The sequence below is a fragment of the Acinetobacter sp. CY17 genome (genome assembly GCF_059515825.1).
Window position 1 is genome coordinate 184,611 of record NZ_JCAKMX010000001.1, and the last position, 25,125, is coordinate 209,735.

The window sequence follows — 25,125 nt, forward strand, 5'->3', positions numbered from 1 at the left end:
ATTGTCCCCTTTAAACATGCATGAGTTTGATACACAGCTGATCGACAAGCAAATTGCTTTGTACATTTTGTTTGAGCAATTGTTTGGCTTGTTGTAGATCGCTATATAAATGAAATAGATACTCTAAATCATAATGTGCAGCAAGTGCTGTAAAGTCCAAATCAATATTTTTAACTGCTTGACCCAATTTAGAAGCAGTTAGATCTGCCAGTAAATATTCAAACATCATTAAAAAGTCTGTAAATACCAAGGCCTTGTTCCATTTATTGGCCATGTGCATCGGCATGTTTTTTTGGCTGACCAGCTTTAACCAGTCTTGTAAAAACTCAGCACGGCGCCCCAACCATTCACTGCCCGCCAACTCTAAAGCGTGTAGCGGCATTTGATTGGCCAGATTCATGAGTAAATCATATTGGCTTTGCCCAGCATTGGGTAAATGTTGCCTTAAATAATCTTGGGCTTGTTCGGGGCTGATCCGATCTAAGGCAAAATGCTGTAAACGGCTACGAATCGTGGCCGGTAATTTAAGATAATGTTGTGCCAATAAAATAATTAATACCTGCTCACCCGGTTCTTCTAAGGTTTTTAACAGGGCATTACTTGCGGCCGTATTTAACGCTTCAGCCGGCTGAATAACAATAACCCGCCAACCTTCGCCGGTTTGTTGTACAAATGGTAATAGGTCGCGGATCTTTTCAATCTTAATTTGCGCGTTTTGTTTCTTATTTTCTTCATCAGTACTCACATAAACATAGTTGGGGTGGGTATGGGCAGACAGCCATTGACAGCTACTACACTGCCCGCAGGCTGCGTGCGGCTGTCGCGCTTGGCAAAGTACCCAAGCCACAAATTGTTTGGCAAACGCATCTTTACCTGAACCTGTTTTACCATAAAACAGTAAGCCATGCCCCAGATTGGGAAAACGGCTGGTGAGGCTTTGCCAAAGGTTTTGTTGCCAAGGATAGACCTGCGGCGCAACGTCTTGCATAAATTCCTCTTTACTCAAATGCTGTGACAGGCATCGCGTTTAAACGGTCTAAGTCAGCTTGGGTATCAACACCGGGTGGTAAATTGGCTTCAGCAACACTAATCGCAATACGGTGCCCATTTTCGAGTACCCGTAATTGCTCCAGTGATTCAAGTTTTTCCAATACACCCATCTCCCAAGTCACATATTCTTGTAGTAATTGGACACGGTATGCATATAAACCTAAATGACGATATGCTGCATCATGCAGTTTTGGCGCAGCTTCTTTTACACCATCACGGTCATAAGGAATTGTCGCGCGGCTAAAATACAAAGCCTGATTGAATTTTGACATCACCACTTTCACAATGCTATCACGCTGAAATTCATCTAAGGCTTGAATCGGTTCGCATAAGGTTGACATCGAACAATCTGGCTTGGCTTCTAACAAATCAGCCACTTGTTGTACCAATTGAGCTGGCAACAGCGGTTCATCACCTTGCACATTGACAATAATATCTTGGCTGTCCCAACCCTTAATACGCGCCACTTCACTTAAACGGTCGGTACCTGATGGATGATTGGGTGAGGTCATCACCACATCAATGCCTTCCGCCTGACACACTTCGGCAATGCGGGCATCATCGGTCGCCACGCAGACATCGTCAAAACCTTGTACTTTTTTGGCTTGATCGACCACACGTAAAATCATGGCACGACCATGAATGTCAAGCAGTGGTTTACCTGGTAAACGTGAACTGGCAAAACGCGCGGGAATCACAATATGTTTCATGTCTTAACCTTTTGAACAAACACCCAGCAACTTGAGTTGTTGCATGAGGGTGGAATAACACAGCTCCGATAAAACTGCTTCCACAGGCACCACCCAAATATTATTTTTAAAATCAGGATATTGCTTGAGTAATGACAACAGTTTCACCGCATCTTTTTCAGTGGTAATAATCGGTTGATGATCATCAAAGACTAAGTCTGAGAGTTCATAGTCATAATGATCTGGAAATTCATGGCATTGGAAATGCACAATACCCATCGCTTCTAAAGTTTGATAAAAGCGCTGTGGAAAACCAATTCCCACTACAGCATAAAAATTTTGTTTGGCATCAAACAATTCAGGCGTTGCTGCATGCAATAAATAAGGTGCTGCAGGTTGTAAATGCATATGCATGCCACGCGTAGGCTGGCGGCTATGTTCAATCACAGTGGCACTCTCTAAGCGACTTTTAGGCTCGCGCAAATAGCCTTCAGGCAAAATTTTCTCATTACCTAAACCACGATTTTGATCAAGCACAATCCATTCAATATCACGTGCTAAGGCCAAATGCTGTAAACCATCATCACTAATAATTAAATCGAGTTCATAACGGCTTAATAAGAGCTCAATACTTTCACGGCGATTAGGTCCCACAGCCATCGGTGCTTCAGTGGATTGCACAATTAAACATGGCTCATCACCAACTTGCTCTGGGGTGGCATCTAAATCCACCCAAGCTGGAAATGGACCACGTCCGCCATAACCACGGCTAATTACCCCAACACGAATATCTTGGCTGTGTAAATAATTGACCAATTGAATTAAAAGTGGGGTTTTGCCGCTACCGCCCACGGTAATATTGCCAATCACCATCACAGGTACAGGTGCACGATAAGCGCGTTTTAAGCCTTTTTGATACAAGGTTTGATTGAGTAAAAATCCTGCACGATACAGCCATGACAAAGGTCGCAGCAGCACCAGCCATTTTGCTTGTCTATGCCAAGCCTGTTGGATCAACTGTGCCAATGCCATGAATCAATGCTCCTCAAAATTGCGTTGATGCAATTGATAATAAGCGCCTTGATTGGCCAGAAGTTCGGCATGTGTGCCTTGCTCAACGATCTGCCCTTGATCCATCACCACAATAATATCAGCATTTTCAATAGTCGATAAACGATGCGCAATGACAATCGTGGTACGATCTTGCATTGCAGCATCAAAGGCCTGCTGAATAAAATATTCTGATTCGTTATCTAAGGCACTGGTGGCTTCATCTAAAATTAAAATTGGCGCATTTTTTAAGATGGCACGCGCAATCGCAATACGCTGACGTTGACCACCTGATAGATTTAAACCTTGCGCACCAAGCACCGTGTCATAACCCTCTGGCAGTTGCATAATAAAATCATGCGCATAAGCGGCTTTCGCGGCTGCGACAATCTCATCATCAGTTGCTCCTTCCAATTGACCATAAGCAATATTTTCACGCACCGTGCGGTTAAACAGCACCACTTGTTGATTCACCATTGCAATTTGCGTACGCAAACTATTCATTTCAATGTCTTGAATTGGATATTGATCGAATAAAATTTGCCCACTACTGAGTTCTTGGTAGCGCACCAATAAATTGACCAACGAGGTTTTACCCGCACCACTGCGCCCGACTAAGGCCACGGTTTGTCCTGCTTTAACCTCTAAATTAAAGTCACGAATCGCATGATGACCATCGCTATAGACTAGGTTGACATTTTGCAGGCTTAAATGACCTTTTAAGGTTGGTGTTTGTGTACCCGTATTTTGTTCTTCGGGTAAATCTAACAATTCAAATACCGAATGCGCTGCTGCCATACCACGTTGTAATTTTTCATTGACATCGGTTAAGGCTTTGATTGGCTTGGCCAACATACCTGCGGCGGTAATATACGCCACGAACTCACCCGCTGTGGTTTCACGCAAAATTTCGGGACGTAGTGCAATCCAAATAATGATACTCATGGCCAGTGACATAATAAACTGTACCACAGGGCTATTGAGCTGCTGCACCGCCACCATTTTTAAACCACGGCGCAAGTTCTCAAGTGAACTTTCACGAAAACGTGTTTGCTCATAAGCATGTCCGCCAAAACCTTTGACCACCATATGGCCATTGACGGTTTCTTGTACCACATGGTTGACATCACCCATGGTATTTTGCACTTGCTTAGACAGCTTACGCATCCGTTTAGAGGCTTGACGGATAATGACACCAATCAAAGGGCCAAAAATTAAAATACAGATGGTTAAACGCCAGTTGCTATAAATTAAATAGCCCATCAAACCCAAAGCAATTAAACCTTGTTGCAAAATGGTTTTTAAAGATTCCGTCGAAGCGGCAGTGAGCTGCTCCACGTTATACATAATTTTGGCCGTAATATGACCACTGGTATTGTCTAAATAATATTGCGACGGTAGACGCAGCAATTTAGCAAACACTTCTTGTCGCACATTAAAAATCAGGTTGCGTGAAATCACCGCGGTGAAATAGCCTCCCATAAAGCTTCCTAAACCACGAAAGAACATCAGCAAGACCACCAACATTGGAAATAAAGTGGTAAAGCCTTGGTCTTTGCCTTGGATAGCCGTAATAATGTATTCAAGCAGTTTTGCAACAGACACTTCGGTTGCGGCATTGATGGTAAAACCCAACACCACTAAGATCGCTATGCCCCAATACTGTTTTAAATAACTCAGCAGACGCATATAGATCTTTAAATCTTGATTCACTCATCACCTCGAGCAGGCACTTTGGTACTGATATTGATATTAACAAAACCCAGCTGACCGGCGACATCCATGACACGGATCACATCTTGATGGGAAGCTTTGGCATCTGCCGCAATAATCAGCGTTAAGTCACGGCGTTGCTTGGCAATCTGTTGCATTGCATGACTTAAATCTTGGCTATGCTGACTATTTAAGCTTTGGCCATTTAAAGTGTACTGCCCTTTGGCATCCACCACCACTTCAATTTTATGCTCATATGCTTTACTTGCGACACCTTGTGCATCAGGTAGGGTTAAGTTCATACGACTATATTGATTAAAGCTGGTCGAGAGCAGTAGAAAAATTAAGATAAATAATAAACAATCAATCATCGGTGTGAGATTGATATGAATATCATCGGTCATTTGGCGACGCTTAAACTTCATCGCTGACCTTGTTGATAGAAGTAAGCGGCATGAAATAAGGTGGCTTGCTGTTCTAGCACTGCGACATAATCTTGCACCAAACGCTGAAAATAACGATAAGCAAATAAAGCAGGGATCGCAATCAGCATGCCCACTGCCGTGGTAATTAATGCTTTCGAAATGCCAGGAATCATTAAAGTTGGCTGACTGTTATGGGTTAAATCTAAAATTAAAAATGATTCAATAATACCCAGTACTGTGCCCAATAAACCTAACAAAGGCGCAACTGCACTTAAGGTGCCTAAAAAATTAATATTTTTTTCTAAATAGCCAATTTCTTCTGAAGCCACCGCTTCCATTTGTGCCCGTGCATAGTCAGGGCTTTGCATACGACTACGCTCACCGGCCATAAAAATTCGACCTAAGCTTGACTCTTTCAAATGGGGCTGCTGATGGAGGGCATCTAATACGGCTTGGGTATTTTCATCCCCACGTAACAGTAATGCACTTGGGAGAATGGTCTGACGTTTTAAGCGAATCAAGCGTTCTAAACTAATGGCCAGCATAAAAATAGAACACAGCATTAACGGCAGCATGAGCCAGCCACCTGCTTTTAGCAACTCCCACATGCACCAGTCCCCTAATCCGCTAAGCAGATATCTAAAATGCCATCTAATTCATCCAATGAATGATAATGGATGACCAATTTACCTTTGCCATGTTTGTTATAATCAATTTTCACATCGGCACTAAAGCGTTCTGATAAACGCTGGGTTAATTGCTGAATATCTGCTGCAAGCTCAGGCTTAACACGATCTTGTTTTGGGGTGTTTAAATCGCGTACCAGTTGTTCAGTTTGGCGTACAGACAAACTTTTCTCAATCACTAATTCAGCAATCTTGACTTGCTCTTTCGGCTTGAGCGTCAAAATGGCGCGTGCATGGCCCATATCCAATAAATCTTGCTGCATAAAATCTTTGATAGGCTCTGCTAAGGTCAATAAGCGCAATAAATTACTCACCGTGGTACGTGCTTTACCTACAGTTTCTGCAATTTCTTGATGGCTTAAACCAAATTCATCATGAAAACGCTGTAGCGCCATAGCTTGATCAATTGGATTTAAGTCTTGACGTTGGATGTTTTCAATTAACGCTAAAGCAATCGCCACTTGATCAGGTAAATCACGCACAATCGCAGGAATTTCAGTTAAACCTGCCAATTGCGCTGCACGCCAACGACGTTCACCCGCAATAATCTCGTAGGGGCGCTGCTCATCACCATCTACAGGGCGCACCACAATCGGTTGCATGACGCCATGTTTTTCAATCGATGCTGCTAGCTCTTGTAAATCTTGTTCATTAATCGAACGACGCGGCTGATATTCACCACGTTTGAGTAAATGCACGTTGAGCTGTTTGAGTTGACCGTGGTCTAAGCTTTGTGCTTCAAGTTGTAGTTTTTCTTTTTGAATTGAGCCAAGTAAGGCATCTAAACCACGACCTTTAGCTAGTCCGCGTTTTTTAATGGTCATGCTTTAGCTCCTGTTTTAATTTTTTTAATCACTTCAGCAGCAAAAGTTAAGTATGCCACTGCACCTTTTGAACTTTTTTCAAAATAAATGACCGGTAAACCATGTGCAGGTGCTTCAGCTAAGCGCACATTACGTGGAATCACAGTGTCATAGAGTTTTTTGCCAAAGTATTGTTGTAATTCTTCAGCCACATCACGGGTTAAGGCATTACGTGCATCGTACATGGTACGTAACACGCCAATAATTTCTAGATTTGGATTTACCGCTTGTTGAATACGATCAATGGTCTGAGTAAGATCTGCTAAACCTTCTAAGGCATAATATTCACATTGCATCGGAATAATCACCCCTTCGACCGCAGCCAAGGCATTAATAGTAATGAGGCTTAAACTAGGTGCACAATCAATGATAATAAAATCATAGCTTTGCTCTACTTGTTTTAAGGCTTCACGCAAAATAAACTCACGCCCATCTTGCTCAGCAATCGCCAGTTCTACCCCTGCTAAATCACGGTTAGAACCCAAGACTTTGTAGCCTACTTCAGCTTTGGTAATTGCGGTTTCAATCGGCACTTCACCCAGTAGCACATCAGTTACAGAGTAAAGCAGATCGTTTTTTTGTACCCCAGAACCCATGGTGGCGTTGCCCTGAGAGTCCATATCAACCAATAACACGCGTTTTTTTAATACTGCAAGCGAGGCAGCCAAATTTACTGCGGTTGTGGTTTTACCTACGCCACCTTTTTGGTTCGCAATCGCAATAATGTGTGCCATGGTAAATCCTAATCCTTAGAAAAAATTAAAGTTGTTTCATTAAAATGAGATGACGTTGCTCATCAAGACGTGGCACTTTTAAGGCCACAATATCAATCTTAAACTGGGCTTTGAATGCTTCGACTTCTTCTTCAGGAATCAAGCCTTTCATTGATGCAATAATACTGTCTTGATGCATATACGGTTTTGAGGCATTGACAAAATCTGTTAATGACGCAAAAGCACGACTGGTAATGACATCAAATTGACCCAATTCATTAATGCTGTCAGTGTTTTCGACACGGGTTTGTACAGCAATCACATTTTGTAATTTTAGATCGGCAATAAATTGTTTTAAGAAACGAATTTTTTTACCGTTGGCATCCAGTAACACACATTGGCGTGTCGGTTGGCACAGCGCAATGATCATACCTGGCATACCACCGCCTGTACCAATATCGAGTAAACGACCTTCTGGTAAATCATTTAAGATACTTAAGCTGTCAAGTAGATGTTTGACCAGCATTTCTTTAGGTTCACGAATTGCCGTTAAATTATAGGCTTTGTTCCAAAGCACCAGTGCATCTTGATATTTGAGCAATAAGTTTAACGCCTCTTCGCTTAAGTTTAAGCCTAATGCTTGTGCGCCTTGTTGCAGGTCTTTAAAAAACGGATGCATAACGTTATCCCAAAAAAATTAGTGGCAGTATACCGATTTATCGCTCAACTCACAGCTCAATACTGTTTAGCAAACACGCAATTAAGCGTAGTGCCCTGCGCGAATTTGTTGATCTAATTGCATTAAACGTTCAGGTGTTCCCACATCTACCCAAGTCCCGTGTAGTTTTGATGCTGCAACTTTGCCATCTAACATCGCAGCTTTAAGTAAAGGTGCTAAAGGACGCTTACCCGCCTCTAGTCCTAAAAACATTTTCGGGTGAATCACGGAAACGCCGCTAAAGGTAAGATTCTCACCTTGAACGCCTTGTTCAAAGGTATAAGCACGCCCCTTACTTAAAGTGAAATCACCATTTGGATGTTGAGCAGGATTTTCCACCAAGACCAAATGCGCTAAATTTTCGTTTAATTGCACCTCTAACAGTGGCGCGAAGTCCATGGTGGTCCAGACATCACCATTGACTAAAATAAACGGCTCATCGCCCAGTAATGGCAAAGCGTTGATAATGCCACCTGCGGTCTCTAAACCCTCACCTTCGTGTGACCACAGAATTTTCACACCCAGTGCAGCACCATCGCCTAAAGCGTCTACCAATTTATCGGCCAACCATGCGGTATTAATCACAATTTCTGTGATTCCAATGTGTTTTAGCTTTTCGATGTGCCAGACAATTAAAGGCTTATCAGCAACGCTCAGCAAAGGCTTAGGCGTATGCAGCGTCAAAGGACGCATCCGGTTACCTAAACCTGCTGCTAAAATCATGGCTTTCATTTAAGCAACCACCTCATAAGTGCCATATTTTTCGGCAAATTTTGGGATCACTACATCTTGGATAAACTGTATAAATGGCGCAAGTTCAGGATAAGGTTTACTTTCTTCTCGTAAATACCACATCACACGCGGTAAATCTTTTAAGTAACCTGATTTGCCATCACGTTCAAATAAGCGCACAAAAATCCCTAAGATTTTGATATGACGTTGAATCGCCATCATATCGGCATCTTTTTTAAATTGGGCAAAATCACGATCTTGTTTTTGTGCCTCTGGCAATAAGTCATAGAACACTTTAAACCATGTATAGACGCGCTCAGGGTTCCATTGCACATAAGCATCACGGGTAATCGAAATTAAGTCGTAAGTATCAGCACCAATCACCGCATCTTGGAAATCAATCACACCTAAATCTGTTTCGCCTGTAATTTGCATTAAATTACGGCTATGAAAATCACGATGCACAATCACTTGTGGCTGTGCCAACGCTGCATTGGCTAAAATCGCAAAGCTGCGTTTAATTAAGGCGCTTTGTTCTTGAGTTGGCTGAATATTGAGTGATGGCAACATCCAATCAGTGAGTAACTCCATCTCAGAAATCAGTTTTTCATAACTGTATTCAGGAAACTCATCTGTGCCATCAATGCTTTGTAGTTGTACTAATTGTTTAAAGCTTTGTGCATAGTATGCATCGACGGTGTCATCATTTAATAAAGTCGAAAGCAGTACATCACCAAAGTCTTCTAAGAGTAATAAACCGTGTTCAAGGTCTTTGGCGACAATCTGTGGCACACGCACGCCATTTTCGGCAAAAAATTCGTCAATTTTAATAAATGGTGCACAATCTTCTTTCTCAGGCGGTGCATCCATCAACATAAATGTTTTATGATCAAAGCCAATTCGTGCATAACGCCGAAAGCTCGCATCGCCTGCCAGAAAATTAATTTCAAATTGATCTGAACCGAGTACGGATTGAATCCATGTTTGTATCAATTGTTCACGTTGTGTATTCATTTGCGATAAATTCTAAAACAGGCTGAGTTTTTAAAGTGCTAAGTGTAGCTACTTATCAACTTTTTCTCTATGATGCAACCATAATTAATTGCGATTAAGCACTCTTGGTTAATGAGACAAATGAAGCATCAGTTTAAATTTAATCCTTTAGCGACTGCGATTTTTACCCTTTTATGTGGTAGCTCAATTTCCAGTTATGCTGATTCTATGGATGGGCCATCAGCGCTTGATAATCAACAACTAAAACAAAGTTTAAATGATACCTACCCAGGGCAGGCATTTTTTGAGCAGTATTATGTTGATAAATCCAGTCCAGAGGCACAGCAACGTCACGGTCAAGCCTTAACTGCTGCGTATTGCCAAGGTGCATGGGTGACTCCAATTGGCGCGGATGTCAAAGCCGTTGACCCGAACGATGCCGCTTCAACCTTAACTGCAGATTATGGGCATTATAATCCAACGGGTGATTCTGTTTTAGAAGGCAACGTGGTGATTAGCCAACCGGGGCGTGAAATCCGTGCCGATAAAATTACCATTGACCAAACCCAGACCTATGCCAATGCCGAAGGTCGAGTGCAAATGTCTCAAGCAGGTTTATTGTCGCAAAGTGACCAAATTAATTACAATTTAAAAACCCAACAAGGCGATTTAAATAACAGCTATTACATTGCCGAACAGCAGCATGCTTATGGCTACGCTGAAAAAATTGCCAAAACCTCTGAAAATGTGGTGGTGCTTAATAATGCCACTTACAGCACTTGTCCACCACAGCAGAAACCAACGTGGAAAATTCAGGCGGATGAAATTGAGCTGAATCGTGAAACAGGACGTGGTGAAACACGCGGCACTAAGCTGTATATTAAAGACACACCTGTCTTAGCAGTACCCTATTTTAACTTCCCGATTGATGATCGTCGTACCACAGGTTTACTCACGCCAAGCTTTGGTTATACCAGTGATGGTGGGCCTGAAATTTCGCTGCCGATTTATTTAAATTTAGCCCCTAATTTTGATGCCACGGTTACGCCACGTTATTTAGGCAGCCGTGGTGCCATGCTTGAAGGTGAATTCCGTTACTTAACCGAAAATTTTGGTCAAGGTGAAGTCTTTGGTGGTTATTTACCATCTGATGATGACTATGCTGGTGAAGATCGTAAACACTTACGTTTTCATCATGATTGGCAAATCAATGATCAATTCAATACCCGTTTAGACTATAACTATGCATCGGATAAAGATGTCTTTACTGATTTAGACAACAACCCGAACTCAAAAACTGATTTGAATTTACGTCGTGCTTGGGAACTTAATTACCGTAATGGTGTACCTGGGTTAAAAGCACAGCTCAAAGTTGAAGATTTCCAAACGCTAGATAAAACAATTCCTGACGTAGACCGTCCTTATGCGCGTTTACCGCAGTTCTTGCTTAACTACAAAGGCGGTAATCCACAAGGTTTACAATACGAATATAACAACGACACAGCTTACTTTAAAAAAGACGTCAACTTGCTGAGCAATAACAATCCTGATTCACTCCAGCCAAGCGGTACACGTTTTTATAATGATTTTGCCGTACGTTATAACTACCGTACCCCATGGTCATATATCTTGCCTGAAGTATCGGTACGCAACGTCAATACCTTCTTTGATCAAGATACCCGTGATGCACAAAACCAAACCAATTCATCGAGTAAAAATAAATCGGTGACTGTACCGCAGTTGAGTGTAGATGCAGGTTTAACCTTTGAAAAAGAAGGTCATTTCTTACAAACCTTAACACCACGCGTATTCTATGCCTATGCACCATACGAAGAACAACAAGGTTATCCAAACTTTGACTCCGTCAATGCATCCATCAGTTATGATCAATTGTTTAGTCCGCGTCGTTTTTATGGTAATGATCGTCTTGAAGACAATAACTTTGCCTCACTTGGCTTAAGCTATAGTTTATTTGATGATGTTGGTTTAGAGCGTTTAAAAGCTAGCGTTGGTCAAAGTTTCTTCTTTGAAGATCGCCGCGTCACTTTAAACAACCAAAGTGATGAATTTGACCGTGAAGACCGTACGGGTCCTGTGGTCAGCCTTGCAAGCCAATTATCAGAAAACGTGTTGGTGAGTGCCAATAGCGCATGGATGTCCAATGGTGACAATGCTCAGCGTGACTTACAAATGTTCTACAGCAATGACCGTGGTCAGTTGTATAACGTTGGCTATTTCTATCGTCAAAACCTAGCTAACCGTCAAGAGAGTTACGATCAAGTGGTCGCCTCTTTTATTCAACCGATCTCTGAGCAGTGGCGTATTTTGGGTCATGCCCAATATGACATTGACAACAATGTCGGTCGTGAGTACTTATTGGGTATTAACTATGAATCATGCTGTTGGGGCGTTTCAGTCTATGGTCGTTCTTACTATAACGATTTAGATGATGTCAATGCACCAGACAGCAAAGCCAAACGTGCTGTGATGGCAGAATTTAGCTTAAAAGGCTTAGGCGGTTTCAATAATAAACTTGTATCTTTAATGCAAAACCGTATTTTAGGTTTTGATAAAACTCAGCAATCTTGGACACAGCGTTAATGAAGACGAAACAGTTAAAACATTTAATGAAAGCAACTGCATTGGCTGTGCTGATGTCAACCAGCATCGCAACCTTTGCTCAAAGCAATAATCAAATTGTGGCTGTAGTTGACAATAGCGTGATCTTAGCCAGTGATGTGATGCAAGCCATGGCACAAATGCAACAACAATTTGCTGCACAAAAACGTGAAGTGCCACCACAGCCGTATTTCGCCCAGATGGCACTTGAGCAATTGATTGATCGTCAAGCACAGCTTGAGCAAGTTAAACGCTATAATATCCCTCTAGATGAAAAAACCTTAAATGAAGCAACTTTGGCCGTTGCCAAACAAAATGGCTTTCAAGATTTAGCGAGCTTCCAAAAAAGCATCGACACTAAACAAGCAGGTAGCTATGCCAATTTACGTCGCACTATTGCTGCAGATTTAAGCTTAGAACGTGTGCGCCAACAACAAGTCAACTCACGTATTAAAATTACTGACCAAGACGTGGCCAACTTCTTAAAAACACCCCAAGGACAAGCAGCACTAGGTACACAAGCACATGTACTACACTTACGCGTAGCGGGTGAAAATGCACAAGCAGTGGCACAGCAGGTTAAAGCGGCTTTACAAGACAGCAATGATGTCGATGCCATTGCCAAACGCTTTAGCCAAAATGGCAGCGATGTACAAGGTGCTGACATGGGTTTTCGTGCCTTGTCTGAGATTCCAGCCGAACTTGCAGCACGTATTGCGCCATTGAATCATGGACAAGTGTCTGAGCTGATTCTATCAAGCGATGGTATTCATGTCATGAAATTACTAGAACGCAAATCGACTGAGAAAAAAGTCATTGTGCCGCAGTATCAAACCCGCCATATTTTGATTAAAACCTCAGAAGTGGTCAGCCCAGAAGCAGCTAAGCAAATGATTGACAACTTACATAGCCGTTTAAAAAATGGTGAAGATTTTGCTACTTTAGCTGCCACTTTCTCCAATGACCCAGGTTCAGCACGTGACGGTGGTAGCTTAGGTTGGGTTAATTTAGGCATGATGGTGCCTGAATTTGAAAGCCAAATGAAAGCCAATGAAGTGGGACAAATCAGTCAGCCGTTTGAAAGTCAATTTGGTTGGCACATTCTGCAAGTCACTGATACCCGTCAACACGATATGACTGAAGAATATCAACAACGTGTCGCGCGTCAAATTTTGGCAGAACGTCAGTTTGAAACTGAACTGGATCATTGGCTACGCGAGGTACGTAACAATGCCTATGTAGAAATTAAAGATCCACGTTTAGACAGTAAGAAAAATCCTTCTTAATGGATTTGATTAAAAAGCCAGTCTATGTACTGGCTTTTTAATGGCTAACTTTTACCATACCTCATCCTACAAGCCCTAGATAAGTTCAGTTCAAGCTTTGACCTTAAAGCAGTGCTGCATACGTATCTATCAGCATACGGCTTAGATTGTTTTATAAGGGTTACTGTTATAGTCATAAAAAAAGCCTCGCAATCGCGAGGCCTTCTTTTATGCTGAATTAACGATTGTTGTCGTCTTCTTGTGCATCGTCAAATTTTGTATCGTTGTCAAAACCACCTTGACCACCGAAGCCACCAGCAGGTTGACCGCCAAAGCCGCCTTGACCACCGAAGCCACCAGCAGGTTGACCGCCGAAGCCGCCTTGACCACCGAAGCCACCTTGACCACCGAAGCCACCTTGACCACCGAAGCCGCCTTGACCACCGAAGCCGCCTTGACCACCGAAGCCACCAGGTTGACCGCCAAAGCCGCCTGTCGGTTGACCACCAAAGCCACCAGCTGCTTGACCACCAGCAGGCGCGCCAGCAGGACGTGGGTTACGTGCAGGAACAACTGTAGAAATTGCATGTTTGTAAACCATTTGGCTTACTGTATTTTTTAATAGAACAACGTATTGGTCAAAAGATTCGATGTGACCTTGTAATTTAATACCGTTCACAAGGAAAATAGACACTGGAATACGTTCTTTACGGAGAGAATTTAAGAACGGATCTTGTAAAGTTTGACCTTTAGACATGTTATAACTCCAAAAAATAATTTAAAAATCAGCGCAAAAAATCTATCTTTATTTTTCAATTAAAATTTATAAAAAAGATAGCTGTTAAATTTTGCTTTATCTGTAGCGGTTTCGCAAGTCTTCTTGCGCTTGCTTTATTGTTAAATATGTTTGAAATTGATGCGCTTCTTGCAAAGAACGTAACCAAGTATATTGACGTTTGGCGAGTTGTCGTGTTGCAAATAAGGCTTTATCCCGCATTTCTTGTACACTTTCGCGACTTTTATCACCTTTTTGTAGAAAATCTAACACTTGACGATAACCTACACAGCGCATCGACGACATTTCTGGGCTTAAATCGTATTTTCCCATAATTGAAATCACTTCATGTAAAAATCCGATTTCCCACATTATATCGAGTCTTTTGGCAATGCGTTGATGTAATTCTGCACGATCTGGCATTAGAGCAAAGTTATGAAAGTTGTAACGATATGGTAGGTTTTTAGGCTGTTCTGCTTGTAACTGGCTAATCGGCTTACCGGTTAATTGATAGACTTCTAAGGCACGTATGATACGTTGCTTATCACTGGGTTTGAATTTTTGCCCTGCTTGTGGATCGACTGCACAAAGCGCTGCATAGACAGATTCCCAACCTTGAGCCTCCCCTTGGGCTTCAATCGCACGGCGAATATCATAATCGGCATTCGGCAGGTTATCTGCTAAACCTTCAAGCAGTGCTTTAAAATACAGCATGGTACCCCCCACCAAAATTGGGGTTTTACCACGCGAATGGATTTCATCAATTAAACGACTGGCATCACGAACAAACTCAGCCGCAGAATACACCTCTACAGGGCTAATGATATCAATTAAATGATGCGGATATTGCGCCTGCTCGGCTTGAGTAGGTTTGGCTGTCCCAATATCCATATCTTTAAATACCAAGGCGGAATCCACTGAAATCAGTTCAAAGCCACCTTGTTCATACAGTTCACATGCCAAAGCGGTTTTACCACTTGCAGTAGGTCCCATTAAATTGATGACCGGCAATTGTGTTGACATGAAAACTACTCTCCTCGAGCAAAAAGTTTATCGAGCTGTGCCAATGGAAAGGCACGCCAAGTTGGGCGACCGTGGTTACATTGGCTGGCAAATTCCGTTTGTTCCATCTGACGCAATAAGGCATTCATTTCAGATAGACTCAACATACGGTGGGCACGCACTGCACCATGACAAGCCATACCTGCTAAAATTTCATCACGTTTTTGCTGTAAGCCTGCAGCTTGATCATTGGGATCTAAATCATTAAGTAATTCAGGCACTAAGGCGGAGAAATCAGCCTTTTGTAAGATGGCAGGTACCCCACGCACAATAACTTGATCTTCACCATATTGATCAATCTCTAGACCTAAACGCATCAGCTGTGGCTTTAACTCATTGACCCGTAGCGCTTGCATACGATTAATGCTCACCACTTTTGGAATCAGAAGCTGTTGTGACATCCAAAATTCTGGTTGATCCCATGCAGCTTTCATTTTTTGCAATACAATGCGTTCATGTGCGGCATGCATATCAACAATAATTAAGCCCTCATGATTTTGCGCCAAAATATAGATACCATGCAATTGCGCAATTGCGGTGCCTAAAGGATACTCATCCACTTGAGCTTGAGGCTGATGTGGAGTTACAGCTACAGGCGCAGTAAGGCTGCTGTGTGCCTCTTCTTCGCGCAAAGGGGCTAAATAGCTCTGAATAGCGTTATTGACCTGTTGTGAAGGCTGATATTGACTGCGTGCCTGATACGCCACACTTGGTCCTGACCTATCTTGATGATAGTCGTTATATGGCGGTACAACATCGGCAACAGAAGCTACTGTTGGACGATGCAGTGGCAATTGTTCTTGCTGACTGGGCTGCGGAGCTATCAAGGCAGGCGTAGGCTTCATTGCCTCTGATAAATCAGCTGTGGCGGTTTGAAATTGCGCGAGTGTCGCTTTAGCATGATGGCGTACAAACTCGTGCACTTCACGTTGATTTAAAAAGCGTATTTCATGTTTGGTGGGATGCACATTGACATCTACATCTTGCGGATCAACTTCTAAAAACAGTAAATAACCCGCATATTGATGGCCATGCAAAATCCCGTCATAAGCCATTTTTAAGGCATGACTGATGGTTTTATCTTTGACAATCCGTCCATTGACATAGACATACTGTAAATCCGCTTGCGCGCGTGCATCCGAGGGATGGCCTAACCAACCAGATAAACTCAAGCTTTGCCCTTGGGCATCAATCCAATAGGCATTTTGACTAAACTGTTTACCCAAAAGCTGCTGTACGCGCTGCATACGTAATTCACCGCTGTGGGCGATGGGCAAATTAAGGCGAATTTGGTCGTTATGTTCCAAAACAAAACGAATATCAAAATGAATCAGGGCTAAACGGCGCACCACTTCTTCAATGTGCCCAAACTCTGTACCAGGTTTTTTTAAAAATTTACGTCTTGCTGGTACATTAAAAAATAAGTCTTGTACCCGAATATGGGTACCTTTTGGCGCCGCCACCGCTTGGGCAGTCTCGCCATTAAAAGCAGTACCATTGACTTCAACCATATAACCGATGCCATCCTCATTTTGGCTACTGGTTAGACTCAAACGCGATACTGCAGCAATGGATGCTAAGGCTTCACCACGAAAACCCAAACTAACAATCGCGTGTAATTCATCAGCATGATAAATTTTACTGGTGGCATGACGCATCACCGCCAGGGGCAAATCATCTGGATGAATGCCGCGACCATTGTCCATGATTTCTATCAGTGTAGTACCACCTTGTGCCACACGAATGGTAATTTGTGTCGCACCCGCATCAATGGCATTTTCAAGTAGCTCCTTGACCACAGACGCAGGGCGTTCAATTACTTCACCGGCAGCAATTTGGTTGGCAAGTGCCGCATCTAAGGTTTGAATACGGCGTACACTCACAGCATTATTCATGGTTAAAACGTGTCTCCAAAGCCTGTTGTAAGGCACTATGCTGGCTGGTTAAGGTGGCAATACGCGTCAATTCATCTTCTGATTTTGCAATATCAATGATTAATTCCGCAGCTGGAATTTCATCTCCACCTTTAGATGGCCATTCAAATAAAAATAGTGCATTTGGGGTATCTAAATAGTCACGAATCCCCATCAATTCAAGCTCATAAGGGTCATTTAAACGATATAAATCAAAATGAAAAATATCTTGACCTTGGATCTGATACGGCTCAACTAAGGTATAAGTTGGACTTTTAACCGCACCTTGATGGCCTAAACTCTGTAAAAAATAACGACTTAAGGTGGTTTTACCTGCACCCAAATCACCAATCAAATACACAATCCCTTGCTTAAAATTGGCGGCCAATACTTGGGCTAATGCTTGGGTATCGTTTTCGTTATTCAATTGAAGCTGGAAGGAATACTGCATAATACTCACGACAGGAGGGTAAAGATCGAATATCATAACATTGCCCTGTTGCAATGCCCATGTTCAGCAGTGGAATTGTATATTTTTTAGCAAGGCCAAGCATGATTGACACTGCATTTGTTCCTCCCATGATTGATGGCGTCACTGCCAGTAAAGTGTTTTTACCTCCACTTAAGACCACACCTGCCACTCTCTTTACTTACTTAAGTCAAAATTTTCCGCATATTCAAGCGAGTGAATGGCAACAACGTTTGGATGCTGGCTTAGTCTATAACCAGAGTGGGGATAAGCTGAGTATGAACAGCGCCTATACGCCCAATCAACATGTATTTTATTATCGCTTTTTAGCCCATGAAACTCATGTGCCCTTTCAAGAACAGATTTTATTTGAGAATGAACATCTGTTGGTGGTAGACAAACCACATTTTTTAACCATGAGCCCAAGTGGTCAGTATGTCCAAGAAACCTTGTTGGTTCGCTTAAAAAAACGCACCCAAAACCCAGATTTAACCCCAATTCATCGCTTAGATCGTGAAACTGCTGGCGTGGTGCTAATGTCTAAGCAAGTTGCTTCTCGCGGTGCCTATCAACAGATGTTTGCCGAACGTTTGGTACAAAAAACCTATCATGCGATTGCCCCATGTTGTCACACAGTTACGCTGCCACATACCTTAAAACTACATATGCAAAAGGGCGAGCCGTTTTATACCATGCAGGTGCTTGAGGGTCCCCCTAACAGCGAAACTCATATTGACGTGCTAGCGCATAATCATCAATTTGCCAAATATGAACTTCGACCTAAGACTGGAAAACAGCATCAATTACGAGTGCATCTGAATTATTTAGGCATTGCGATTTTAAATGATCCGCTCTATCCCACTGTCTGCCATAAAGCCGATGATGATTTTAGCGCGCCTTTACAGTTGCTGGCAAAACAGATTGCCTTTACAGATCCACTGACAGGGCAAGCAATGCAATTTAGCTCCAAGCTTGACTTGCAATTACCTTGTAATGACAATGTCATTTAAAACTTAGCCCTCACAACGGTAATATCCTGATGCGTAAAACAGAAGTCTATCAAATTCGAATTGGCAGCGAAGAGAAGCAGCAAGCCTTTGCCGTATTTGAACAGCTTGGTATGAGTCCCGCACAAGCGGTTCGCCTTTTTTTTAAACAGGTGGTAAAAACTCAATCTATTCCTTTTCAGATTGAACATCATGCCGTTCAAAAATCGTTACAAAATTCTGCTGCGTCTGACAAAGCTATAGAAAACTTGCCCCTTACCGGCTTAGAGCAGCAAGATGCAGAGCTTTTTGCCACTTTAAATGCGCTGTTACAACAGGACAAAAAACCTTAAGTCACAAAAAATCAACGCGCGTGCTGTTAATCTTTTGTATGCTAAAACGCGATAAAAACAATAAGGAACAGCACATGATTGTCCGACGTGCCACCCAAGATGATTTACAACAATTGGCGATTCTGTTTGATGAATATCGTCAATTTTATGGTGCCTCTTCGCAGCTGAAGTTATCTTATGGTTTTCTCAAACAACGTTTTGAAAACCAAGAAAGCGTGATTTTTATTCATGTCAAAGATGATGTGATTACCGGTTTTATTTTATTGTATTTGGGTTTTTCATCAGTGGCGTGTTCCACCTATTATATTTTAGATGATGTTTACGTCACACCACTTTATCGTCGCCAAGGTTCAGCACGACAATTGATTGATACCGCAATTTTATTTGCACGGCATGAAAATGCTCTACGTTTAAGTTTAGAAACTCAAAAAAGCAATTACCAATCACATAAACTCTATGAAAGTATGGGATTTGTCAAAGATGATGAGTTTCAAACTTATCATTGTTTCTTAAAGTGAATCTGCCCGAGTTCTGGCATGTTCAATTTGCGCGGCATTTAAATACATCCACTCACCTACCTCAAGATCTTGTGGCAAGCTAAATGCTCCAATTTGTTGACGATGCAGCTGCTCAACTTTATTGCCCACGGCGGCCAACATGCGTTTAACTTGATGATAAACCCCTTGATGCACCGTCATTTGTAAATGGTGTGTGTCTAAACGCATAACATCCGTAGCAGCAAAAATACCCGTTTCATTACGTAGCGCTACCCCTTGGCTCAGCTTTGCAATTTGTTCATCGGTGACAGGGTCGGCGGTATGCATGATATAAACTTTGGGTACATGCTTTTTAGGATGAGTCAGCGCTTGTAAAAATTGCCCATCATCGGTCAGCAACAGTAAACCCGTGGTGTCTTGATCTAAACGTCCCACACATTGAATACCGCGGTTTACCAACACTGAATCAAACAAATCAAAGACACTAAAATGATGCGTGGCTTGATGCGAGCATTCATAGCCTTGTGGTTTATGTAAGGCAATGTAAACCTTGTCGCGATATTGATATTGCTCATCATACACAGAAAAATTTAACTCATTTATCTCCAATTTATATTTTGGATCAGTCACGACTTGGCCATGAATCGCAATAGCACCATTTTTGATCAGCTGCTGACAAGCTTTACGTGAGCCAAAACCTTGTGATTGCAACATTTTTTCTAACAACATTGAGCTTAAACTTCTGGTCTGGTAAAACGCCATTTTATACTGAAATTGTAGAAATTGCCTGATGGGCTTACAATGCCACTGCCCTTTTGACGTTACTGCGCGTATGCTCTCCCATCTTGATTTAAATTTAATTGTGCTGTTGCTATTATTGGCTGTTGGTATTTTCAGTCATAACAGTGCTGTAACCATTGCTGCTGCGGTGTTAATTGTATTTAAGATCACACCACTGGCTGAGTTTTTTCCTTTGCTGCAACAACATGGCTTAAATCTGGGTATTATTATTTTAACCATTGGCGTACTTACCCCAATTGCCAGTGGCAAGATTCCAGGTGACGCCATTTTAAAATCTTTTTTACATTGGAAATCATTAATGGCCATCGCTGTCGGCATGTTTGTAGCATGGTTAGGTGCGCGCGGTGTAAGTCTAATGAGCCATCAACCCAATATTGTCGCAGGTTTACTCATTGGCACCGTGGCTGGTGTAGCAGTCTTACGTGGTGTACCAGTCGGACCACTCATTGCCGCAGGTATTTTATCACTATTGATTGGTCAGTCTTGAACGCTGTAATTGAAATAAGACCTGCACCAAGATCAAGGCAAGCAAGGATAAAAGCAGCATGGCGACGCCTAGCCATCCCCATGTGCCTGTCCACGCCACCAAGCTTGCTGCCAAAGGTGGCAATAAAAATTGTAAGCATGCTGAACATTGCAGCGTTAGACCAATGGTGGCGGGAATACAATGGGCGTGCGGTGCAACGTGCATGGCTTGAGAAAATACGCTCGCTGGTACTAATCCGCCAAATAAAGAAAATGCAATGACACACGTATATTGCACAAAAAATGGCAAGTAGGCTGAGAAAATATAGAAAGTTAGCGCAGTCAGGAGCATCACCACAAAGCCAATACGCATCAACCTAGAGGCAGGTATGCCATGCTGTAATAAGCGTCCGCATAATGCTGTACCACATGCATTACTGATTGCGACAACGGCAGTCAATGCCCCAGCCAAGCTCAATGAAATATGATTGTGCTCATAAATCGTGGGTAAAAATCCTACCAACACCAACCATTGGCCTGCATATAAGGCAAAAATCAGCGCCAACCACCATGCAGGTCGATGCTTCAACACTAGACGCAATACTTTTAACACATTAAGACTATGTGGATTGGCAGGTGGTATGGGTAACTGTAAGGTTAATATTAAGGCCAAAGTAAAACTCAGCACACCATAGCCTAACCAGACCTGCTGCCAAGTACAAAAACTCAGTAATAGCGGCGTAAACAATAATGCAAGGCCCATGCCACCGCCCATATAGGCACTCCATAAGCCTAATTTTTTTTGTAATTGTTGAGTTGTAACCAGTTGGCGTAAATAAGCTGCCCCAGTTAAGGTAATGCATAAAAAGCCTAATCCTTCTATGGCACGTAACAACAGTAGGATTTTAAAGTCTGGAGAGATTGCCGCTACACTACTGGCACTGCCCAAAAGCAATAAACCCAAGACCATGCAGCGTTTTAAACCGATTTTCTCGCTATAACTGCCTAGGAGTAAAGCCAAGAGCATATCTGCGCCTTGTACCAAAGACAGCAGAAGTCCCGCTTCCACCAACGAAATATTTAAATCACGTTGTAACACTGGCACAGCGGGCGGTAACTTTCCTACATGAATTGCAGCCATAAAACCTGCCACAATAATCCATCCATCACGGCGCATGCTTCCCTCCTTTGCATGGTGAACTAAGTGAATTAACAGCAGGCTTTTTAGATGAAATCCTTTATAGGATCAAGCTGTTTAAGGATAATAATACTGACGTTTTTTTGAAAATTTCTCGAGCTGCTTTAAAAAGCCCTCGAAATAACTTTTGTCTTTATCATCAGTACGGTAGCCTGCATATAAGGTACGTCTTAAACCGTGTTCTGACACACATTGTAAACGTCTTGAAGTGACCCAGCCTTTTTGCTCATATTCATTTACCACCCAATCCGGTAAAGCCGCCACACCACGCCCACTGGCCACCAATTGAATCAACATTTGGGTTAAATCGGTGGTACGAATACTTTTGGGTTGAATATTGGCCGGAATAAATAGCTTGGCCATAATATCTAAACGGTGCTTGTCGACAGGATAGGTAATTAAGGTTTCTTCTGCTAAATCGTGTATGCTAATAGTTGCAGCACGAACTAAAGGATGAGTGATTCCCAGTACTAAGCGCGATTCGTATTCAAAAATTGGGAAATATTCAATCCCTTTTAATGCAATTGGATCTGCGGTAATCAGTAAGTCAAATTCTGAGTTTTGCAATAATTCATGTGGATTGGCTTCAAAGCCCGAGGCAAAATCAAGGTCAACATCTGGATATTGCTGTCGGTATTGATTGAGCAGTGGCATTAACCAATCAAAGCAGCTGTGACATTCAGATGAAAAGATAATTCGTCCAGTTTGTCCGTACACAATGCGCGTGATATCGGTTTGGGCAATTTGAATCTGCGGAATCACATCATCGGCTAATTTGAGTAAGCGCTGCCCTACATTTGAAAAACTGACCGGTCGACTACGACGATTGACCACCTCCACTCCATACCAATGATCGAGCTCTTTAAGTTGATGGGAAATCGCTGAAGGAGTTAAACATAGATCATTGGCAGCTGCTACCAAAGAACCATGTTCGCGTAATGCCAATAAGGTTTTTAAATGCCGAATTTCTAACATAGCAGCGCATTAAACAGTGAATTTAATTCAATTTACCATAAAAATCTTTGATTAAAATTCAGCAATATTTAATTGTTTGATTTTCAGACAAAAATCGTGCTTATATTTATGCTTAGGCTATTTTTCAAGAACAGCTCTGCCTGACTGAGGTGGAGCAGCTTTGGTTTTAGCTGAGCCCCACGATTTAAAGCACAGTTATTTGATAAAAAGTAAGGCCAAACGTACTTGATCATAGCCAATACGTGGACTGCTGGCCTCCACAATCGGACGCAATTTAATGGCACCATCTTCACCAAAATGTTCAGGATTTTGGCGTTTGATTAAACGTTTATAAATTTTACGCACTTGCTCGACCACATCCTCGCCCGGATGCGCTTCAGAGATATCTAGACCATCTTTTTGTAATTTGGCTAAATGGTTAATGATCGTGGCAGGGGTTAAACCGCGTTCATTGGCAATATCTTGAACATGATAACCTTCTTCAAACAAAATACGTGTCTCTTCAATGGTTTGTGCACCCATGTTTTGCTTGCTCGAATGTTTAGCCATTTTTTTCTCATTGCGCTGAATTTCAGCTTCATTGAGTGTGCCGCCACAATGACGAATAAAGGCTTTATGTTGTAAGCTTAGATCGACATCCATAAAGTTGGTTTCTGCTTCACTAGACAGTTCTTGGAAACGTCGATCGGCTTTTAAGGCCAAACTGTCTAATTCTAAGGCTTGTAAATTAAAACCCAGTAACCTTAAGCCATCTAAACTTTTTAAACGTGATAGCGCCACATAACCCTGCCCTTTTTCGAAAGTATGGCTGAGATTAATCTCCGCAGCCGCTAAGGTCATGCCTTGTGATTTATGAATGGTAATCGCCCATGCTAAACGCAGTGGAATTTGCTGAAAACTGGCAATAGTTTTACCGGCATCGTTATCCACCGACCAAGTTTCAGGCTCCACCACTAAAGTGGTGCCATCGGTCAGTTTCACTTTAGGTAAGATGCCGTATTCTTCATCTTCGCTAAAACCCACCACTTCGCCTAAGCTGCCATTGATATAGCCCATTTCAAAGTTGTTTTTAACAAACATTACTTTGGCATTTTTCTTTAAAATCAAGCTCTCTGGCGCACGTACCGAGGATTTGAGTGTTTCAACCAACTTGGCATTACCATCACATTTAGCATCAAATTGACGCGCATCAGCTTCTAAGGCATTTAAATGCTGAAAGTTGATTTGATCAACATCGGCATTATGGGTATATAAACGGGTAAAAGTATCGCCGATCTCTTGCTGCTGAGTATTACGCAAGGCTTGAATATGCTGTTGGTCAATGCTTTGGCGACGAATCGCATTTAAGATATCGTTTAAATAGTCATTGCCTTGACGATGTTGTTCGGTCAAATAACAGACCCGAAACTTGGCTTCGACCCATGCCTCAGACATAAAGCAAAATTTATCACGATTGCGTTCTTCAGGTTTACCCACGGGTGGCAACTGGAAAAAATCCCCTGCCACAATCACTTGAATGCCGCCAAAAGCAGCATCGCTTTCTTTAAAATATTTTAACACTTGATTAACGAGATTGAGCTGCTTGGCATGTAGCATCGAGATTTCATCAATAATCAAGACTTGTGCATTTTCTAAATGCTCTTTTAAATATTTACGTTCCTTCATGTTTTTTAAATCATGATCGCTCAGCACGTCTTTAATGCCAATCCCCGCCCAAGTATGAATGGTCATACCATTCATATGCGTGGCTGCAATGCCAGTGGATGCAGTAATCGCAACAGGGACTTTACGTGCCTTTAAGTATTGAATGTACTGATTTAAGGTATAGGTTTTCCCTGCACCGGCCGAACCAGTCAAAAAGACATTTTCTCCTGCTTTTAAAAGTTTCAGTGCAGTTTCTTGTTTCATAAGCCCATACCATCAAAGAACCGCTGTAGCCTAGCATTTTTTCGCAAACTTTTCAGCTAGCAAAAGACATGCCTTGTCGCCTATAACTTCCTGAATTGAACGATAACATCACTATGAAAAAATCTCATGGTAGGTATTTGGTAGGTTTTCATTTTCTGCTTTAGTTTAGATACTCTAAGCAACGGTGAGGGTCACCGATAATAATCA

The 25,125-nt window shown here is 42.2% G+C and carries 25 protein-coding genes; 6 read left to right on the forward strand and 19 right to left on the reverse strand.

The genetic code is table 11. The features are described 5' to 3' along the window. Window positions 1–10 precede the first annotated feature (10 nt). The 11 genes from AC5YCI_RS01010 to AC5YCI_RS01060 all read right to left on the reverse strand — a co-directional run bounded on the left by AC5YCI_RS01010 (window position 11) and on the right by AC5YCI_RS01060 (window position 9,653). A complete protein-coding gene (locus tag AC5YCI_RS01010; protein WP_496175112.1) occupies window positions 11–988 on the reverse strand; it encodes a DNA polymerase III delta subunit-related protein in 978 nt (325 codons plus the stop codon). A gap of 10 nt (window positions 989–998) precedes the next feature. Beyond that, window positions 999–1,760 carry a 3-deoxy-manno-octulosonate cytidylyltransferase gene (kdsB, locus tag AC5YCI_RS01015; RefSeq protein ID WP_496129077.1) on the reverse strand — a complete coding sequence of 254 codons (762 nt, stop codon included), beginning with the start codon at window positions 1,758–1,760 and terminating at the stop codon, window positions 999–1,001. A gap of 3 nt (window positions 1,761–1,763) precedes the next feature. Continuing rightward, window positions 1,764–2,771: a tetraacyldisaccharide 4'-kinase gene (gene lpxK / locus AC5YCI_RS01020; protein ID WP_496175113.1), complete on the reverse strand. Its 1,008-nt coding sequence runs from the start codon at window positions 2,769–2,771 to the stop codon at window positions 1,764–1,766. 3 nt (window positions 2,772–2,774) lie between these two features. Beyond that, window positions 2,775–4,502, reverse strand: a complete 1,728-nt coding sequence (msbA, locus tag AC5YCI_RS01025) for a lipid A export permease/ATP-binding protein MsbA (RefSeq protein ID WP_496175114.1) — start codon at window positions 4,500–4,502, stop codon at window positions 2,775–2,777. Next, entirely contained in the window at window positions 4,499–4,927 is a 429-nt protein-coding gene (locus tag AC5YCI_RS01030; RefSeq protein ID WP_496175115.1) for an ExbD/TolR family protein, read from the reverse strand. Before AC5YCI_RS01030 ends, msbA begins: the two co-directional genes overlap by 4 nt. Continuing rightward, window positions 4,924–5,535: a MotA/TolQ/ExbB proton channel family protein gene (locus AC5YCI_RS01035; protein ID WP_496175116.1), complete on the reverse strand. Its 612-nt coding sequence runs from the start codon at window positions 5,533–5,535 to the stop codon at window positions 4,924–4,926. Before AC5YCI_RS01035 ends, AC5YCI_RS01030 begins: the two co-directional genes overlap by 4 nt. 11 nt (window positions 5,536–5,546) lie before the next feature. Beyond that, the gene (locus AC5YCI_RS01040) at window positions 5,547–6,437 is read right to left on the reverse strand and encodes a ParB/RepB/Spo0J family partition protein (RefSeq protein WP_496129072.1); all 891 of its coding nucleotides are present in this window, start codon (window positions 6,435–6,437) and stop codon (window positions 5,547–5,549) included. Next, entirely contained in the window at window positions 6,434–7,210 is a 777-nt protein-coding gene (locus tag AC5YCI_RS01045) for a ParA family protein (protein WP_496129071.1), read from the reverse strand. The genes AC5YCI_RS01040 and AC5YCI_RS01045 overlap by 4 nt, the downstream gene beginning before the upstream one ends. A gap of 25 nt (window positions 7,211–7,235) precedes the next feature. After that, the gene (gene rsmG / locus AC5YCI_RS01050) at window positions 7,236–7,868 is read right to left on the reverse strand and encodes a 16S rRNA (guanine(527)-N(7))-methyltransferase RsmG (protein WP_496129070.1); all 633 of its coding nucleotides are present in this window, start codon (window positions 7,866–7,868) and stop codon (window positions 7,236–7,238) included. Between the two features lie 81 nt (window positions 7,869–7,949). Continuing rightward, complete coding sequence (gene murU, locus AC5YCI_RS01055; RefSeq protein WP_496129069.1) at window positions 7,950–8,639, reverse strand: N-acetylmuramate alpha-1-phosphate uridylyltransferase MurU; 690 nt, start codon at window positions 8,637–8,639, stop codon at window positions 7,950–7,952. Beyond that, window positions 8,640–9,653: an aminoglycoside phosphotransferase family protein gene (locus AC5YCI_RS01060; protein ID WP_496129068.1), complete on the reverse strand. Its 1,014-nt coding sequence runs from the start codon at window positions 9,651–9,653 to the stop codon at window positions 8,640–8,642. 120 nt (window positions 9,654–9,773) lie between these two features. Between AC5YCI_RS01060 and AC5YCI_RS01065 the strand changes: the two genes are divergently transcribed. After that, window positions 9,774–12,233 carry an LPS-assembly protein LptD gene (locus AC5YCI_RS01065; RefSeq protein WP_496129067.1) on the forward strand — a complete coding sequence of 820 codons (2,460 nt, stop codon included), beginning with the start codon at window positions 9,774–9,776 and terminating at the stop codon, window positions 12,231–12,233. After that, window positions 12,233–13,537: a peptidylprolyl isomerase gene (locus AC5YCI_RS01070; RefSeq protein WP_496175117.1), complete on the forward strand. Its 1,305-nt coding sequence runs from the start codon at window positions 12,233–12,235 to the stop codon at window positions 13,535–13,537. Before AC5YCI_RS01065 ends, AC5YCI_RS01070 begins: the two co-directional genes overlap by 1 nt. Before the next feature lie 217 nt (window positions 13,538–13,754). Here the strand turns inward: AC5YCI_RS01070 and hfq are convergent, their stop codons facing one another. The 4 genes from hfq to tsaE form a co-directional block, all read right to left on the reverse strand. After that, the gene (gene hfq, locus AC5YCI_RS01075; RefSeq protein ID WP_496129065.1) at window positions 13,755–14,273 is read right to left on the reverse strand and encodes an RNA chaperone Hfq; all 519 of its coding nucleotides are present in this window, start codon (window positions 14,271–14,273) and stop codon (window positions 13,755–13,757) included. Between the two features lie 96 nt (window positions 14,274–14,369). Then, complete coding sequence (miaA, locus tag AC5YCI_RS01080) at window positions 14,370–15,314, reverse strand: tRNA (adenosine(37)-N6)-dimethylallyltransferase MiaA (protein WP_496129064.1); 945 nt, start codon at window positions 15,312–15,314, stop codon at window positions 14,370–14,372. Window positions 15,315–15,319: 5 nt separating this feature from the next. Further along, window positions 15,320–17,248 carry a DNA mismatch repair endonuclease MutL gene (gene mutL, locus AC5YCI_RS01085; RefSeq protein ID WP_496129063.1) on the reverse strand — a complete coding sequence of 643 codons (1,929 nt, stop codon included), beginning with the start codon at window positions 17,246–17,248 and terminating at the stop codon, window positions 15,320–15,322. After that, window positions 17,241–17,717 carry a tRNA (adenosine(37)-N6)-threonylcarbamoyltransferase complex ATPase subunit type 1 TsaE gene (tsaE, locus tag AC5YCI_RS01090; RefSeq protein WP_496129209.1) on the reverse strand — a complete coding sequence of 159 codons (477 nt, stop codon included), beginning with the start codon at window positions 17,715–17,717 and terminating at the stop codon, window positions 17,241–17,243. The genes mutL and tsaE overlap by 8 nt, the downstream gene beginning before the upstream one ends. A gap of 101 nt (window positions 17,718–17,818) precedes the next feature. Between tsaE and AC5YCI_RS01095 the strand changes: the two genes are divergently transcribed. The 3 genes from AC5YCI_RS01095 to AC5YCI_RS01105 all read left to right on the forward strand — a co-directional run bounded on the left by AC5YCI_RS01095 (window position 17,819) and on the right by AC5YCI_RS01105 (window position 19,592). Further along, the gene (locus AC5YCI_RS01095; RefSeq protein ID WP_496175118.1) at window positions 17,819–18,745 is read left to right on the forward strand and encodes a pseudouridine synthase; all 927 of its coding nucleotides are present in this window, start codon (window positions 17,819–17,821) and stop codon (window positions 18,743–18,745) included. A 29-nt stretch (window positions 18,746–18,774) separates the two neighbouring features. Beyond that, window positions 18,775–19,074, forward strand: a complete 300-nt coding sequence (locus AC5YCI_RS01100; protein ID WP_496129061.1) for a type II toxin-antitoxin system RelB/DinJ family antitoxin — start codon at window positions 18,775–18,777, stop codon at window positions 19,072–19,074. A 74-nt stretch (window positions 19,075–19,148) separates the two neighbouring features. Further along, window positions 19,149–19,592, forward strand: coding sequence for a GNAT family N-acetyltransferase (locus AC5YCI_RS01105; protein WP_496129060.1), 444 nt, complete (start codon window positions 19,149–19,151; stop codon window positions 19,590–19,592). Here the strand turns inward: AC5YCI_RS01105 and AC5YCI_RS01110 are convergent. Continuing rightward, window positions 19,584–20,300: a pseudouridine synthase gene (locus AC5YCI_RS01110; RefSeq protein WP_496129059.1), complete on the reverse strand. Its 717-nt coding sequence runs from the start codon at window positions 20,298–20,300 to the stop codon at window positions 19,584–19,586. The genes AC5YCI_RS01105 and AC5YCI_RS01110 overlap by 9 nt on opposite strands. A 103-nt stretch (window positions 20,301–20,403) precedes the next feature. Between AC5YCI_RS01110 and AC5YCI_RS01115 the strand changes: the two genes are divergently transcribed. Then, a complete protein-coding gene (locus tag AC5YCI_RS01115) occupies window positions 20,404–20,859 on the forward strand; it encodes a DUF441 domain-containing protein (RefSeq protein WP_496129208.1) in 456 nt (151 codons plus the stop codon). Here the strand turns inward: AC5YCI_RS01115 and AC5YCI_RS01120 are convergent. The 3 genes from AC5YCI_RS01120 to AC5YCI_RS01130 all read right to left on the reverse strand — a co-directional run bounded on the left by AC5YCI_RS01120 (window position 20,839) and on the right by AC5YCI_RS01130 (window position 24,918). Next, window positions 20,839–22,014: an MFS transporter gene (locus AC5YCI_RS01120; protein ID WP_496175119.1), complete on the reverse strand. Its 1,176-nt coding sequence runs from the start codon at window positions 22,012–22,014 to the stop codon at window positions 20,839–20,841. The two genes, AC5YCI_RS01115 and AC5YCI_RS01120, sit on opposite strands and share 21 nt — an antisense overlap. A gap of 78 nt (window positions 22,015–22,092) precedes the next feature. After that, on the reverse strand, window positions 22,093–23,010 hold the full coding sequence (locus tag AC5YCI_RS01125; RefSeq protein ID WP_496129057.1) for a LysR family transcriptional regulator: 918 nt from the start codon (window positions 23,008–23,010) through the stop codon (window positions 22,093–22,095). Window positions 23,011–23,205: 195 nt separating this feature from the next. Next, window positions 23,206–24,918 carry an AAA family ATPase gene (locus AC5YCI_RS01130; RefSeq protein WP_496129056.1) on the reverse strand — a complete coding sequence of 571 codons (1,713 nt, stop codon included), beginning with the start codon at window positions 24,916–24,918 and terminating at the stop codon, window positions 23,206–23,208. Window positions 24,919–25,125: the final 207 nt, after the last annotated feature.